General features: G+C 56.2%; 9 protein-coding genes. 8 read left to right on the top strand and 1 reads right to left on the bottom strand.

The annotated features are described in order from the left end of the window. Positions 1-3 precede the first annotated feature (3 nt). Positions 4-1,872: a low affinity potassium transporter Kup gene (kup, locus tag GS12_RS07305; RefSeq protein ID WP_034918248.1), complete on the bottom strand. Its 1,869-nt coding sequence runs from the start codon at positions 1,870-1,872 to the stop codon at positions 4-6. A gap of 253 nt (positions 1,873-2,125) precedes the next feature. Here kup and ravA point away from each other — a divergent pair, with 253 nt between their 5' ends. The 8 genes from ravA (at position 2,126) to rsmG (ending at position 14,973) form a co-directional block, all read left to right on the top strand. After that, positions 2,126-3,616 carry an ATPase RavA gene (gene ravA / locus GS12_RS07300; RefSeq protein WP_034918246.1) on the top strand — a complete coding sequence of 497 codons (1,491 nt, stop codon included), beginning with the start codon at positions 2,126-2,128 and terminating at the stop codon, positions 3,614-3,616. Then, positions 3,613-5,076, top strand: coding sequence for an ATPase RavA stimulator ViaA (gene viaA, locus GS12_RS07295; RefSeq protein WP_034918243.1), 1,464 nt, complete (start codon positions 3,613-3,615; stop codon positions 5,074-5,076). The genes ravA and viaA overlap by 4 nt, the downstream gene beginning before the upstream one ends. A gap of 207 nt (positions 5,077-5,283) precedes the next feature. Then, positions 5,284-8,583: an autotransporter outer membrane beta-barrel domain-containing protein gene (locus GS12_RS07290; RefSeq protein WP_034945405.1), complete on the top strand. Its 3,300-nt coding sequence runs from the start codon at positions 5,284-5,286 to the stop codon at positions 8,581-8,583. Between the two features lie 74 nt (positions 8,584-8,657). Further along, on the top strand, positions 8,658-10,781 hold the full coding sequence (gene ovoA, locus GS12_RS07285) for a 5-histidylcysteine sulfoxide synthase (RefSeq protein WP_034945402.1): 2,124 nt from the start codon (positions 8,658-8,660) through the stop codon (positions 10,779-10,781). Between the two features lie 99 nt (positions 10,782-10,880). Continuing rightward, the gene (gene asnC, locus GS12_RS07280; protein WP_034918236.1) at positions 10,881-11,342 is read left to right on the top strand and encodes a transcriptional regulator AsnC; all 462 of its coding nucleotides are present in this window, start codon (positions 10,881-10,883) and stop codon (positions 11,340-11,342) included. Between the two features lie 168 nt (positions 11,343-11,510). After that, positions 11,511-11,954, top strand: coding sequence for an FMN-binding protein MioC (gene mioC, locus GS12_RS07275; RefSeq protein ID WP_034918233.1), 444 nt, complete (start codon positions 11,511-11,513; stop codon positions 11,952-11,954). A gap of 434 nt (positions 11,955-12,388) precedes the next feature. Beyond that, a complete protein-coding gene (gene mnmG / locus GS12_RS07270; protein WP_034945400.1) occupies positions 12,389-14,278 on the top strand; it encodes a tRNA uridine-5-carboxymethylaminomethyl(34) synthesis enzyme MnmG in 1,890 nt (629 codons plus the stop codon). 56 nt (positions 14,279-14,334) lie between these two features. After that, positions 14,335-14,973, top strand: coding sequence for a 16S rRNA (guanine(527)-N(7))-methyltransferase RsmG (gene rsmG, locus GS12_RS07265; RefSeq protein WP_034918230.1), 639 nt, complete (start codon positions 14,335-14,337; stop codon positions 14,971-14,973). Positions 14,974-15,532: the final 559 nt, after the last annotated feature.

Genomic DNA, 15,532 nt, shown 5'->3' with positions numbered 1-15,532 from the left:
CCTTTAAATTTCCACCTGCGTGCCCAGTTCGATCACCCGGTTTGGAGGGATTTTGAACTGATCCGGCGCGCGCAGAGCATTTTTCTGTAACATCAGGAACAGCTTGCCGCGCAGGCGCAGATACCACGGACGCTTGCCAATAATCAGCGACTCGTGCGACATAAAAAACGACGTCTCCATCATCCGACAGTTCAGGCCTTCCAGCCCGCAGCGGTGAAAAATCTCTTCCATATTGGGCGTTTCACGCCAGCCGTAGCTGGCCACCACGCGCCAGAAGGTGGGTGAAAGCTGCTCAATCGCCACGCGTCGGATGTTATGCACATAGGGCGCATCTTCCGTGCGCAGCGTCAGCAGCACCACGCGCTCGTGCAACACTTTGTTGTGCTTGAGATTATGCAGCATCGCGAACGGAATGACGTTGAGCGCACGCGACATATACACGGCGGTGCCGGACACGCGCACCGGCGGCGATTTCTCTAACGAGGCAATCATCGCCTCAAGCGAATTGCCGTGCTCGTGCATGCGGCGCAGCAGGCGGAAACGCTCGCTCTTCCACGTGGTCATGATAATAAACATCACGATAGCCAGACAGAGCGGCAGCCAGCCGCCGGAGAACACTTTGACCAGGTTGGCGGAGAACAGCGACAGGTCGATACAGAGCATCGCGACCAGCATCGCCAGCACCAGATAGCGGTTCCAGTGCCAGTTTTTGATTGCCACGGTGGAGCAGAGAATGGCGGTGAGCACCATCGTGCCGGTGACCGCAATACCATAGGCCGCCGCCAGATTGCTGGAGTGCTCGAAAGCAACGATCACAATCACTACGGCAAAAAAGAGTATCCAGTTAATCACCGGAATGTAGATCTGCCCGGACTCTTCTTCCGAGGTGTGTACGATGCGCATCGGCGGCAAATAGCCAAGCCGCACCGCCTGGCGGGTCAGCGAGAACACGCCGGAAATCACCGCCTGCGAGGCGATAACGGTCGCCAGCGTCGCCAGGATCAGCATCGGGATCAGCGCCCAGTCCGGCGCCAGCAGGAAGAACGGGTTTTTGATCGCCTGCGGATTTTTCAGCAGCAGCGCGCCCTGGCCGAAGTAGTTCAGCACCAGCGACGGCAGCACCACCGTGAACCAGGCCAGACGAATCGGCAGCTTCCCGAAGTGGCCCATGTCGGCATAGAGCGCCTCCACGCCGGTTATCGCCAGCACCACCGCGCCCAGCGCGAAGAATGAAACCTCTTTGTATTCAACAAAGAAGTGCATCGCCCAGTACGGATTCAGCGCGTGCAGCACGTCGGGGTTAGCCATAATACCGCGCGCGCCGAGCACGGCCAGCACCAGGAACCACAGCAGCATCACCGGCGCGAAGAGCTTGCCGACCATGCCGGTGCCGTGTTTCTGAATCACAAAAAGCAGCGTCAGCACGCCAATAGCCAGCGGCACGATCCAGCTATCGAGGTTGGGGGCGATAATTTCCAGCCCTTCCATTGCCGACAGCACCGATACCGCCGGCGTTATGACCACCTCGCCATAGAAAAAGCTGCCGCCGATCAGTCCCATGATCACCAGCGCCGCGGTGGCTTTTGCGCCTGTATTGCGGCCTGCAAGCGACATCAGCGTTAAAATGCCGCCCTCGCCTGCGTTGTCGGCGCGCATTACGTAGCTGAGATATTTCAGCGAAACCACCAGCACCAGCAGCCAGAAAATCAGTGAGAGAAAGCCGAACACCGCATCATGTTCAACGCCAAAGCCAAACTGGCCGGACAGGCATTCGCGGAGTGTATAAAGGGGACTGGTACCAATATCGCCATAGACAACGCCGATTGCCGCCAGCGTCACGGCGCTAAGGGACTGTTTCTTTTCACTACTCATAGACTAATCTTGTATGGGAGTCGGCAGACGCGGGATTGCGCACGCCGTTTAAGGCCTTCAAAAAGCGCACAGTATGCACGATTCATTATTAATACCCACCCCGGATTTCATGAAGAAAAGAATTTCAATGGTCTGTGTCACCCTTTGTAAAGAAAAAAGCTGACTCGTATCAACGCTTTCAAGCATCATAACCAGTAGTGTTTACGCTTGCCAGTAAGACGCTGGTTAGCCAGAGAAGGATGATTGCTTAATTATGCCTTACCCGATCGCAGAAAGAATCTCACGCCTGAGCAACGCGCTGGAAAAAGGTCTTTACGAGCGCCATCATGCGATCCGCCTTTGCCTGCTGGCTGCGCTGTGCGGCGAGAGCGTCTTTTTGCTCGGCCCGCCCGGCATTGCCAAAAGCCTGATTGCCCGACGCCTGAAATACGCGTTCCGCCATGCCCGCGCGTTTGAATACCTGATGACGCGTTTCTCCACGCCGGAAGAGGTTTTCGGCCCGCTCTCTATTCAGGCGCTGAAGGACGAAGGCCGCTATCAGCGGCTGACCAAAGGCTATCTCCCGGAAGCAGAAATCGTCTTCCTTGATGAGATCTGGAAAGCCGGCCCGGCCATTCTCAATACCTTGCTGACCGCCATTAACGAACGCCGTTTCCGCAATGGCGATGGTGAAGAAACCATTCCGATGCGTCTGCTGGTCACCGCGTCCAACGAGCTGCCCGAAGCCGACAGCGGGCTGGAAGCGCTCTACGACCGCATGCTCATTCGTCTGTGGCTGGACAACGTGCATGAGAAGCAGAACTTTCGCAGTATGCTGACGCACCATCAGGACGAAAACGACAATCCGGTGGCGGAATCGCTTTGCATCACTGATGAAGAGTATAGCCAGTGGCTGAAAGGGATTGCGCAGGTCACGCTGCCTGACGAGGTATTTGAACTGATCTTTACGCTGCGCCAGCAGTTGGAAAACCAACCCGATGCCCCTTACATCTCCGATCGCCGCTGGAAAAAAGCGATTCATCTGCTTCAGGCCAGCGCGTTTTACAGCGGACGGCAGAGCATTGCGCCGGTCGATTTGATCCTGTTGAAAGACTGTCTGTGGCACGACGTGACGTCAATGAAGCTGCTCGACAGTGAAATCGATGCGCTGATCACCCAGCAGGGCTGGCAGCAGCAGGCAATGCTGATGACGTTGCAGCAGATCGCTTCGCGCCGCCTCGCGCTGGAGCAGGAAAAGAGCGAGCAGAGGGCAATCCGGCTGGAAAAACACAGCGGTATGTTCAGCCGCAGGCCGCATTACGATCTGCCTGACGCGCTGGCGGCGGAAACGCTGACGTTGATGCTGCAAAAACCACTGAAGCTGCACGATATGCAGGTGACGCACATCACCCTGGCCCGTGAGGCGCTGGATCACTGGCTGCAAAAAGGCGGCGAGGCGCGCGGCAAGCTGAACGGCATCGGCTTCGCGCAGTCGCTGGATCTGCACGTCGACAGCAGCGGCTGCCTGACGTTGCGCGACGTCAGCCTGCAAGCCTCGCGCCTGACGCTGCCGGGCAGCGCACAGAGCAGCACGCTGCCGGAAGAGATCGTGCAGGCTCTGGACGAAGTGGAAGCGCGGCTTCACGCCCAGCGCACGCGGTTCAGCCAGCAGCACCGTTGCCTGTTTATCAGCGACGACTGGCTGGCGCGTATTGAGGAGAGCCTGCAACAGGTGGCGGACGCGCTTAAGCAGGCGCGTCATTGATCTCATTAGAAACGCTGAGCCTGTTCCTCGCCGTCAGTGAAAATGAGCTGATCGAGGACGTGGTGCTCGCCCTTCTCGCCAGCCCGCAGCTGGTGCTGTTTTTCGAAAAATTCCCCGCGTTGAAAAAAGCGCTGTTGAAGGATCTGCCGCGCTGGAAGGCGGCGGTCCACGAACAGCTAAAGGTGAGCGCCGTGCCGGAGGCGCTGGCCGATGAATTCAGCCGCTTCCGCCATTTTCAGCTCCTGAGCCACAGGGATTTTTGCCGCCAGCTTCCTGCGCTGGTTGCGCATCTTACCCAACACGCGTCGCCTTTCGCTGAAAAAGCCTGCGCGCTGGTGGATGCCGCCGGGTCATGCGATCTCAGTCCCCCGCAGCAAACCCTGTTTCTTCAGCGCTGGCGGCTGAGCCTGACGCTGCAAACGCTGGCGCTGAATCAGCAATTGCTCGATCGGGAGCGGGAAAAGCTGCTGGAAGAACTTCAGCAGCGCATGGCGATGAGCGGCCAGCTCTCACCGGTGCTCTCAGATGACGACGAGGCGGCGGCGGGCCGGTTGTGGGATCTTTCACGCGGCGCGCTTCAGCACGATGACTATCAGCTCATCGTTGATTACGGCGATTTTCTTGCCGACCAGCCTGCCTTAAAAAAAATCGCAGAGCAGCTGGGTCGGAGCCGTGAAGCGAAAGCCGTCCCGTCGCAGGACGCGCCGCTGGCGGCATTTCATCAGTGGGTTCGCGAACCGGATAACGTGCCCGAAGAGGTGAGCGGTCTGCATCAGAGCGATGACATTCTGCGGCTGCTGCCGCCGGAACTGGCGACGCTGGGCATCGGCGAGCTTGAGCTGGAATTTTATCGACGCCTGGTAGAGAAGCGGCTGCTTACTTACCGGCTTCAGGGCGACGCCTGGCACGATAAAGTCGTCCGGCGCCCCGTTACCCATCAGCAGCACGATGAGCAGCCGCGCGGCCCGTTCATCGTCTGCGTGGACACGTCCGGCTCAATGGGCGGCTTTAATGAGCGCTGCGCCAAAGCTTTTTGCCTGGCGCTGTTAAAGGTCGCGCTGGCCGACAACCGACGCTGCTACATCATGCTGTTTGCCCATGACGTAGTGGCTTATGAGCTGACCGCCGCTGACGGTATCAGCCAGGCGATTCGCTTTCTCAGCCAGCGTTTTCGCGGCGGCACCGATCTGGCGGCCTGCCTGGATGCGGTTCTCCAGCGGCTGGGTTCACCCGACTGGCGCGACGCCGACGCGGTGATCCTCTCTGATTTTATCGCTCAGCGCCTGCCCGATGCGCTGGTGCAGCGAATCAAGCAGCATCAGCGCCAGCAGCAGCAGCGCTTCCACGCGGTTGCGCTGTCCGATCATGGAAAACCAGCCATCATGCGTATCTTTGACCATATCTGGCGCTTTGACACCGGCCTGAAAAGCCGTTTGCTGCGCCGCTGGCAGAAAGCCTGACGCCTTTTCTCCCCCGACTCCGGAAGCGCGTCAGGAAAACGTTATTTTTTCGTTATTAGTTATTGCAATATATGACCTATAATTTCAAACCATAAAACAGAGAGTGGTTGGTCATTAGCGGTATTTCCTCATTTTTAATTAAAAAACGCCGGGTAATCAGTACGGTGCTTCTGTGCCTGAATTTTTTATTCGCGTAAGGACGTTAAAATGATGAAATGCCTGCCAGCGCTTTCGCTATTGTCTGTGGCGTTCGCTTTTCCGACATCTGCTATCGAAAATCACCTTGTTTATAACCCTCAGGGCAACGCTGTTTTCCAGGTGCGTTTTTTTGACGTTGGTGATGGCCCCTTTATGCCCAATGATGACGACACAGGTTATGAATCAACGCGAAATATCTCTGCGGAGCACAAAGCGAAAATTCTGGCGGCGGCGCAATACTGGGCGGAAATCATCAGGCCACCGCAGGGATATCTTCCTGCCATTATCAACGTCGGTACCTTCAATGACGAAAATGCTGCCGGCTTCAGCGATAACGTCTCTGATAACAGCTTCAGTCTGACCAAACTTCAGGCCGTTATGACGGGCAATAATCCCGGCGCGTTGACCTACGGCTCTCACGGTCAGTTTGTGCTCGGCAGGCTCAATTTCGATAAAATTACCTATGTGCCCTCGCAGCAGCCTCGCGCCACAGATTTCGATCTGGTGGCGACCGTCAGGCACGAACTGGCGCACGGGCTGGGGATCACTAACAGCGTTGGCTATTTCACCAACGAGGCGGGCACCACCATCAGCCCGTTTTACGAGGACACGTTCGGCACCTGGACGGAGCATCTGCGCGACGACAACGGCAACGCGGCGCAGTATGAACAGGCCATTCTCTGTCAAGGCTGCGACAATGCTTACGATCCTGCGGCGTTCGACGTACGCCGCGATCAAGGTTATTTCACCGGCGAGCACGTCACCGAGGTGCTGGCGGGGGCAATGCGCGGCGTGCCGGTTAAAATTCTGGGCGTTGATGGCTCAATCGATACCGATTTTATGAGCCACAGCGAGCTCAAAAACAGCATGATGAGCCATCAGAACTATCGCAACTACACCACCTTTATGGAAGCAGAACTGGCGCTGATGCAGGATATGGGTTATCAGATCGACCGGCGCAATTTCTTCGGTTTTTCAGTGTATGGCAACGGCCAGACGCTGGTTAACCAACACGGCTACTTTCAGCGCAACGCGGCGGGCACGGCCTATCTTCCCGGCACCTACAACACCGCCACGCTCGGTCTGGGGCTGCACGTTTACGGCAGCAATAACACTATTTTCCAGCAGGCGGATCTGCTGACGCGCGGCGACGGCGGCGCAGGGGTGCGTATTGACGGCCAGGGCAACACCTTAATCGTCAATCCGGGCACGCGGATTTACGCCGACGGCCTCAACGGACGCGGCGTGCTGTTTGCCTATGGCAAGGATCACAATTTCATCCAGCGAGGCGATATTCAGGCGCTGGGCGACAGCGGCATTGCCGTCGATTTTAATTTTGGCCATAACCTGCTGGGCGACGAGACGGAATATCGCGGTTCGTGGATTTATGACAACTATGAATACTTCCTGCCTTACCGCTCGGAACTGGAAGGCGCGCTGGCAGACAATGTCGATATCAGCGGGCGACTGGCCGGGACTTACGCCGCCATTTCCATTTCTGAAAACGCGTTGGTCAATACCATTAACGTGCTCAACGGCGCCCAATTGCAGGGTGATATTTACTCCTTTTACGATCAGAAGACGCCCGACGGTGAACAGCGTCTGACGCAGCTCACCTTTGGTCGTCTGGCCGATGCGCAGGGTCGTGCGACCGGTCAGACCGATCCCGATTTCCGGCTACGCTACGAGGGGAATATCACGGGCATCAACCTTGCGCTGAGCGCGCTGGGCGGCATCACGTCGCTGAACGGCACCCACCAGATTTACAGTATGATCGTCGCGCCCGGCGCCACGCTGGGCGGCAACAGCGAATACACGCTGAATTCCGACCAGCTTTTTGTGAATAACGGCACCGTTTCGCCGGGCAACTCTCTGGGGCAGATAACCGTGAACGGCGACTATCAACAGGGTACGAGCGGACAACTGCGGCTGGAAGTGGACGGCAGCGGCGGACACGATACCTTTATCGTCAACGGCAACGCCGCGCTGGCGGGCCAGCTGACCGTTGTTCCGCTACGCGACTGGTACGCCAGCGGTTGGCAAATCAATTCGGCCAGCCTGATACAGGCCGATACCCTCAGCGGCGTTTTCAACGAGGTTAATGGTCAGTTAAGCTCGCCGACGCTGCAAGTGCAGGTGACGCCGCAGGGAGAAAACGGGTATCAGTTCAGTTTGCTGCGCGCCGACAACGCCTACAGCCAGTACGGACAGGAGCGGAACGCCCGGCAGGCAGGCCAGGCGCTGGACCGCATTGTAACCAACGCGCGTGAAGACATGCAGCCGCTGTTTCGCACGCTGGATTTCTCGGCCGCGGACGGCAGCACCGTCGCCCGCGCGTTAAACCAGCTTTCACCTGCTGGCTACAGCGCCATGTTCGCCAGTTCGCTTAACCGCGAGCATCAGATCGACGACATCATCAGCGCAGACCGCGCGCTTGATCCGCAAGTTACCACCGACGAGTGGCGCAGTTTCGCCATACCTTTCGGCGGTGGCTTCTGGCAAGACCGCCAGCACGGCAGCGTGGGTTATGACGCCTCCAGCTACGGCGTCGTGTTTGGTGCGGAAAAACAGCGTACAGATAACCTGACGCTGGGCTTTCACGGCGCGGTAAGCGGCCAGTCGGTCAAGGTGAACTCACCGGAGACGGGAGAGGGCAAAACCACGGCTTTCGATCTGGGCGTGCAGGCACGCTATGCCCCCGATCCGCTGGCGGGCGCTTACCTCTTTGGCAGCGGCCGCGCAGGTATCGAAGACGGCGAGATGGATCGTACTATCAATGTCGATGATTATCGGGCACGCACTAGCGCTACCTGGACCGGCTTCAGCGGCGCGGTAACGGCGGGCGGCGGCTATCGCTGGGCACTCAGTGATAGCCTGAGCGCCGGGCCGCTGGCAGCGCTGAACTACACTGCGCTTTCTCGTCGTGGACTCAACGAAAGCGGCGACGACGGCAGCCAACTAACGCTCGATTCAACCACGTTTGACGCATTACGCTCACGCGTTGGCGTAAGCGGCGACTGGGATCAGTCGCTTTCATCGGCTGATGCGCTGAAAGCCAATCTGCAACTGACCTGGGATCACGAGCTGCTTGATACCGAACTGGTACAAAACGCCCGCTTTGTTGATTACAACAACAGCCGTTTCAACAGCAAAAACCGCGTCGTCGGGCGTGACTCGCTGGGTGCGCAGGCAGGATTGTATTATCTGATGGGCAAAGAGGTCGAACTGGGCGCGGCCATCGCCAGCGATCTTTTCCGCTCCGGCTACGATTCCGTCTCCGGCAACCTCTCGGCCACCTGGCGTTTTTAAGCGGTACCTCGCTCCCGGCAGAGCGCCTGCTATAGTTTTAGTAAAAAACAACGCTATTCATACCGGGAGCAAACGTGTCATTACCGCAAGCGGGACTACCCCCCTCCACCCGTACGCCGCTGCTGAGCGGCGGCGACGCAGAACTGAAACGTCAGGAACTGCTCGGCTATTTCAGAGAAACCTGGACGCTGTACGAAAGCCTGTTTGACTGCCTGGCCGACGAGCAGGCGTATTACACCAAAGCGATTTCGCTACGGCATCCGCTGATTTTCTATTTCGGCCATACCGCCACCTTTTATATTAATAAGCTGATCGCGGGCGGTCTGATTGACAGCCGCGTCGATCCGCATATTGAAGCGATGATGGCGATAGGCGTGGACGAGATGAGCTGGGATGACCTCGACAACAGCCATTATGCCTGGCCGGGCGTGGCAGAGCTGCGTGACTACCGTGGCCGCGTACGCGCGCAGGTTGAAGCCGTTATCCAACGGATGCCGCTGACCTTACCTGTCGACTGGCAAAGCCCCGCCTGGGTGATCCTGATGGGCATTGAGCACGAACGCATCCACCTGGAAACCTCCAGCGTGCTGATCCGCCAGCTACCGCTGGCGTGGGTAAAACCGCAGCCGCACTGGCCGGTTTGCCCTGACGCGCGACACAATCGCGCCAGCGTGCCGTCGAACGCGCTACTGCCGGTGGCAGGCGGCACGGTAACGCAGGGGAAAACCGATGATACCTACGGCTGGGATAACGAATACGGCACGCTGACCACCGAAGTCAAACCGTTTAAAGCCAGCCAGCTGCTGACCAGCAACGCAGAATTTTTTGATTTTATCGCCGCTGGCGGCTATCAGGACGACCGCTGGTGGGATGAGGAGGGGCTGGGCTGGCGTAGCTTCGCGCAGGCGACGATGCCAACGTTCTGGGTGGGTTCGCCCGATGCGCCGCGCCTGCGTCTGATGGCGCAAGAGGTGCCGATGCCGTGGGACTGGCCGGTTGAGGTTAATCAGCTGGAAGCCACCGCCTTCTGCCGCTGGAAAGCCAGCCAGACAGGACAATCCGTCCAGTTGCCCTCCGAGGCCGAATGGCTGCTGCTGCGGGAACAGGTGGAGGGCGATCAGCCTGACTGGCAGCAGGCGCCGGGCAATATCAATCTCGACTGGTGGGCGTCATCCTGCCCGGTCGATCGCTTCAGGCAGGGCGAGTTTTTCGATCTGATCGGCAACGTCTGGCAGTGGACCACCACGCCAACCAACGGTCTGGAAGGCTTCAGGGTGCATCCGCTCTATGATGATTTCTCCACGCCGACGTTCGACGGCAAGCATGCGTTGATCAAGGGCGGCAGTTGGATCTCAACCGGCAACGAGGCGCTGAAATCTGCCCGCTACGCTTTCCGTCGGCACTTTTTCCAGCACGCCGGTTTTCGCTATGTTGTCTCTGCGCATCAGGAAAAGATGTCACTCAATCCCTATGAAACAGACGAAATGGTGTCGCAATATCTCGATTTCCAGTACGGCCCGGACTATTTCGGCACGCGGAACTACGCCAGCGCGCTGGTTGAGATTGCCTGCGGGTTGACCGAAAAACGCGGCGCGGCGCTTGATATTGGCTGCGCGACCGGCCGCGCCAGCTTCGAACTGGCTCGCCATTTTGATCAGGTCACAGGGATGGACTACTCGGCGCGCTTTATTGACGTGGCGCTTCAGTTAACGCATGGCGAAGACTTCCGCTATGTGGTTCAGCAAGAGGGCGATCTGGTGGACTATCGTCAGGTTCGGCTGAAGGATGTCGGCTTAGGCGAAGCGCAGGCCCGCCGTATCCGCTTTGTTCAGGGCGACGCCTGCAACCTGAAGCCGCAGGCCGATCTTTTCGATCTGGTGCTGGCGTCGAACCTTATCGATCGCCTGCGAGAGCCGACGCGCTTTTTAAACGATGTGACGCACATGCTCCGCTCTGACGGCATCCTGCTGCTCTCTTCCCCTTATACCTGGCTGGAAGCATACACGCCAAAAGAGAACTGGCTGGGCGGCATTCGCGAAAATGGCGAGGCGCTGACCACTTATCAGGCGCTTCAGCGACTGCTGGCGGCGGATTTTGAAGAACTCGCCGTCCCGCAGGATGTCCCTTTCGTGATACGCGAAACGGCACGCAAATATCAGCACAGCGTGGCGCAGGTTACAGTATGGCGTAAGCGCTGAACGTGTCGCGGGTGTGGCAGGCACCCGCGATGCCGGTGATTGCCACTTTCCACACTTTGCTGCACAGTAAGCCGCGTAAATGTGAATAGCGGAGTTAACGTGTCTGAATCGCTGCAAATCGATAACCTGGATCGCGGCATCCTCAACGCCCTGATGGCGAACGCCCGCACCGCCTACGCTGAACTTGCCAAACAGTTTAACGTCAGCCCCGGCACCATCCACGTGCGCGTGGAGAAGATGAAACAGGCCGGCATTATCAAAGGCACGCGCGTGGAGATCGATCCCAAACACCTTGGTTATGATGTCTGCTGTTTTATCGGCATCATTCTGAAAAGCGCAAAAGATTATCCTTCCGCGCTGGCCCGCCTTGAGAGCCTTGATGAGGTGGTCGAAGCGTATTACACCACCGGGCACTACAGCATCTTTATTAAGGTGATGTGCCGATCGATTGATGCGCTCCAGCAGGTGCTGATCAACAAGATCCAGACCATTGATGAAATTCAGTCCACCGAAACGTTGATCTCCCTTCAGAACCCGATCATGCGCGGCATTAAGCCCTGATCGGTGCACACAATTATCCACACCGCGTTCCCCGCTTTTTACGCGGACTGCCTGTATTAACAGGCAGCCAGTGCCGCGCACCTTGCTGATTAACCTTACTTACCCACAGGTAGATCCCAGATTGATCACAGCGTACAATAGCGGCCTTTGAGAGACAGAGATCCCTTTATGGCCGACGTAACCTTTATCACTGGCAGCACCCTGGGCAGCGCAGAATATGTCGCTGAGGATCTGGCCGAGAAGTTAGATGAAGCCGGCTTTTCTACAGAAGTGCTTCATGGCCCCGGCCTGGATGAGTTAAGCCAGCACGGCATCTGGCTGGTGGTCACGTCAACGCACGGCGCCGGAGACATACCGGATAACCTTCAGCCACTGTTTGATGAGCTTGAAGAGAACAAGCCGGATTTAAGCCAGGTTCGCTATGGCGCCATTGGCATTGGTAATAAAGAGTATGACCTTTTCTGCGGTGCGATTGTAAAAATGGATAGCGCGCTCACCGCCTGTGGTGCAAAACGACTGGGCGATCGTCTGGAAATTGACGTGCTGGAACATGAGATCCCCGAAGATCCCGCCGGCGTCTGGCTGGAAGAGTGGAAGACGCACCTGGGGTAAAGATCGTCGTTCAAAAAGTGCTTTTCTGAAGCGGGTTTTGTAAAGAATGCCCTTTTTTGCTGATAAAAACAGCGTTCAGTTGTGGATAAGTAGGCTTATTACCGGGTAATAACCGGTTGTTATCCAAAGGACAACGCGCATACCGAACTGGCCCTGTGTATAACTCTGCTTTTTGATCCCAGCTTATACGGAACAGGATCACCGATCTTTCACAGCAAACGATCCCGCATAATGCCTTGATCCTTCTTGGCTAATTACGCTTATCCACAGGGATCGTCGATCCTAATAGAAGATCTAACAAAGAGATCTTTAAATAAAAAAGATCTTCTTTTTAATTACGCTTCGGGCCTGCGCTTTCACCATCGTCTAAAGTTGAGTAGAATCCACGCCCCGACCAGCAATCCCTGATTCGCTCAACCGTGAGGTGCAGTACCATGTTCTATCCGGATCCTTTTGACGTCATCGTAATTGGTGGTGGTCATGCGGGCACAGAAGCCGCGATGGCCGCTGCCCGAATGGGTCAGCAAACCCTGTTATTGACCCACAACATTGATACGCTTGGACAAATGTCCTGCAATCCGGCGATCGGTGGCATTGGGAAAGGACACCTGGTTAAAGAAGTGGATGCACTTGGCGGGCTGATGGCCCACGCGATTGACCAGGCCGGTATTCAGTTCAGGATATTAAACGCCAGCAAAGGCCCTGCCGTTCGGGCAACCCGCGCTCAGGCGGATCGCGTGCTTTATCGGCAGGCCGTTCGTACCGCGCTGGAAAATCAACCTAACCTGATGATCTTCCAGCAGGCGGTTGAGGATCTTATCGTTGAGAACGATCGTGTAACCGGCGCGGTCACCCAGATGGGACTGAAGTTCCGGGCGAAAACGGTGGTGCTGACCGTTGGCACCTTCCTCGACGGCAAAATTCATATCGGGATGGATAATTACAGCGGCGGCCGCGCTGGCGATCCGCCTTCCATTCCGCTGGCGCGTCGGCTTCGTGAGCTTCCGCTTCGCGTTAACCGCCTGAAAACCGGCACGCCGCCACGTATCGATGCACGCACTATCGACTTCAGCGTGCTGACGCCGCAGCATGGCGACACGCCGCTGCCGGTTTTCTCATTCATGGGCAATGTGGATCAACATCCACAGCAGGTTCCGTGCTGGATAACCAGCACCAACGATCGCACGCATGATGTGATCCGCAAAAACCTCGATCGCAGTCCAATGTACGCGGGCGTGATCGAAGGGATCGGGCCGCGCTACTGTCCGTCGATCGAAGACAAAGTGATGCGCTTTGCCGATCGCAACAGCCATCAGATCTTCCTGGAGCCGGAAGGCCTGACCAGCAATGAAATCTACCCGAACGGCATCTCCACCAGCCTGCCGTTTGACGTACAGATGCAGATCGTGCGCTCAATGCCGGGGATGGAAAACGCGAAGATCGTGCGTCCCGGTTACGCCATTGAGTACGACTTTTTCGACCCGCGCGATCTGAAACCGACGCTGGAGAGCAAATATATTCAGGGCCTGTTCTTTGCAGGACAGATCAACGGCACCACCGGTTATGAAGAAGCGGCTGCCCAGGGACTGCTTGCCGGTCTCAATGCAGGACGTCTTTCTGCTGATAAAGAGAGCTGGGCACCACGTCGCGATCAGGCGTATCTGGGGGTGCTGGTGGACGATCTCTGCACCCTGGGTACCAAAGAACCCTACCGCATGTTCACCTCGCGCGCGGAATACCGCCTGCTGCTGCGTGAAGACAATGCCGATCTGCGCCTCACGGAAGCCGGACGCGAACTGGGACTGGTGGATGATGCACGCTGGGCCCGCTTCTGCGAGAAGCTGGAGCGCATCGAGCAGGAGCGCCAGCGTCTGCGTGATATCTGGGTGCATCCAAAGTCAGAGCACGTGGCAGAGGTCAACGGCGTGCTCAGCGCACCGCTGACCAAAGAGGCCAACGGTGAAGATCTGTTGCGCCGTCCTGAAATGGACTACGCGAAACTGATGACCGTCAGCCAGTACGCACCCGCGCTGGAGGATGCCCAGGCCGCTGAGCAGGTTGAAATTCAGGTGAAGTACGAAGGCTATATCGCGCGTCAGCAGGAGGAGATCGACCGCCATCTGCGCAATGAAAACACGCTGCTGCCGGTTGAACTTGACTATCGCCAGGTGAGCGGGCTTTCCAATGAAGTCATCGCTAAGCTGAACGATCATAAACCGGTTTCGATTGGTCAGGCGTCGCGCATCTCCGGGATTACGCCTGCTGCGATATCAATTCTTCTCATCTGGCTGAAAAAACAGGGGCTGCTGCGTAAAAGCGCATGACCGTATTGCCGCGTTAAATCAGGGCGGGTTTCTCGCCCCTTTTTCTGGATCTCTTTGTGATTAACAAACTTTCTTCACTGCTGAAAGCGGCTGATATTTCCCTGACCGATCGGCAAAAACAGCAGCTGGTCGGCTATGTAGACATGCTGCACAAATGGAATAAAGCATATAACCTCACCTCGGTGCGCGATCCGCAGCAGATGCTGGTGCGGCATATTATGGACAGCATCGTCGTCGAACCTTACCTGCGCGGAGAACGCTTTATCGATGTGGGAACCGGACCGGGCCTGCCGGGCATTCCGCTGGCGATTGTCCGACCGGCCTCGCAGTTTACGCTGCTGGACAGCCTGGGTAAGCGCGTCCGCTTTATGAAGCAGGTTCAGCATGAACTCCAACTTGATAATATTCATCCTGTACAGAGCCGCGTAGAGGATTTTCCGGCAGAGCCGCCGTTTGATGGTGTTATCAGCCGCGCATTTGCCTCCCTGACGGATATGCTCAACTGGTGTCATCATTTACCCGGCGAACGGGGTCAGTTTTATGCTCTGAAAGGAGTAGTTCCTGAACAGGAACTGGCTGCGTTACCGGCGGGATTTTTCTGCGATCGGGTCGTGAAACTGTCAGTACCGGAACTGGAAGGCGAGCGCCATCTGATTATTATCAATGACAGGGTGGTTACCGATCGCGCGTCATAGCGAGAATTGTTTGCAAAAACATCAGTTGTGCACTTTTTTTCAAATCTGCTTTCCAGAAAGCACGTTTCACAATCGTTAAAAAAGCACGCTGAAATTATCGGATACGCTTTGTCATATTTAACTAATTATTTACATGGATTTATCAGTATCGTCACGAGTCGGCGATATAATCCGACGCCTGATAGTCACGATTGAAAATATATCTGTTATATAAATCGTGAAAGGCAACGGCTCATTGACAATGAATAATTGTTGAGGATGTCAATAAGTGGATTTTTTGTGGTTTGTTCTCTGTTTTTAAAGTTACTAAATTCAAATTATTGTTTTTAAATGGTTTTTAATTATTTTTTTCCCATTCAGCATTCGGGGGTGCGATGAATTTTTAACCATTAATTTTTTGAAGTGTGATCCTTAGCACGCTTTATAAGCGCACAAGCCCTGCTTTTAAGATTAATCATATCCGAATCGCGGTTGGTCAAAATTTCAAAAAACAGGGCGATAGAAAGAAATTTAAATAATTGTTCACCTTTTCGCTACTTATGCATTGAAATTGCAGGGG

Origin of the sequence: Erwinia oleae (assembly GCF_000770305.1) — a bacterium.
In the GTDB taxonomy this organism is placed as follows: Bacteria; Pseudomonadota; Gammaproteobacteria; order Enterobacterales; family Enterobacteriaceae; genus Erwinia; species Erwinia oleae.
Note: the sequence above shows the minus strand (reverse complement) of the source record. Positions and strands in the feature narration are given on the sequence as shown.

Excerpts from the sequence above, each read along its gene's own strand:
- mnmG (WP_034945400.1), top strand. The coding sequence starts at position 12,389 with ATGTTCTATCCGGATCCTTTTGACGTCATCGTAATTGGTGGTGGTCAT.
- GS12_RS07290 (WP_034945405.1), top strand. The coding sequence starts at position 5,284 with ATGATGAAATGCCTGCCAGCGCTTTCGCTATTGTCTGTGGCGTTCGCT.
- ravA (WP_034918246.1), top strand. The coding sequence starts at position 2,126 with ATGCCTTACCCGATCGCAGAAAGAATCTCACGCCTGAGCAACGCGCTG.
- kup (WP_034918248.1), bottom strand. The coding sequence starts at position 1,872 with ATGAGTAGTGAAAAGAAACAGTCCCTTAGCGCCGTGACGCTGGCGGCA.
- mioC (WP_034918233.1), top strand. The coding sequence starts at position 11,511 with ATGGCCGACGTAACCTTTATCACTGGCAGCACCCTGGGCAGCGCAGAA.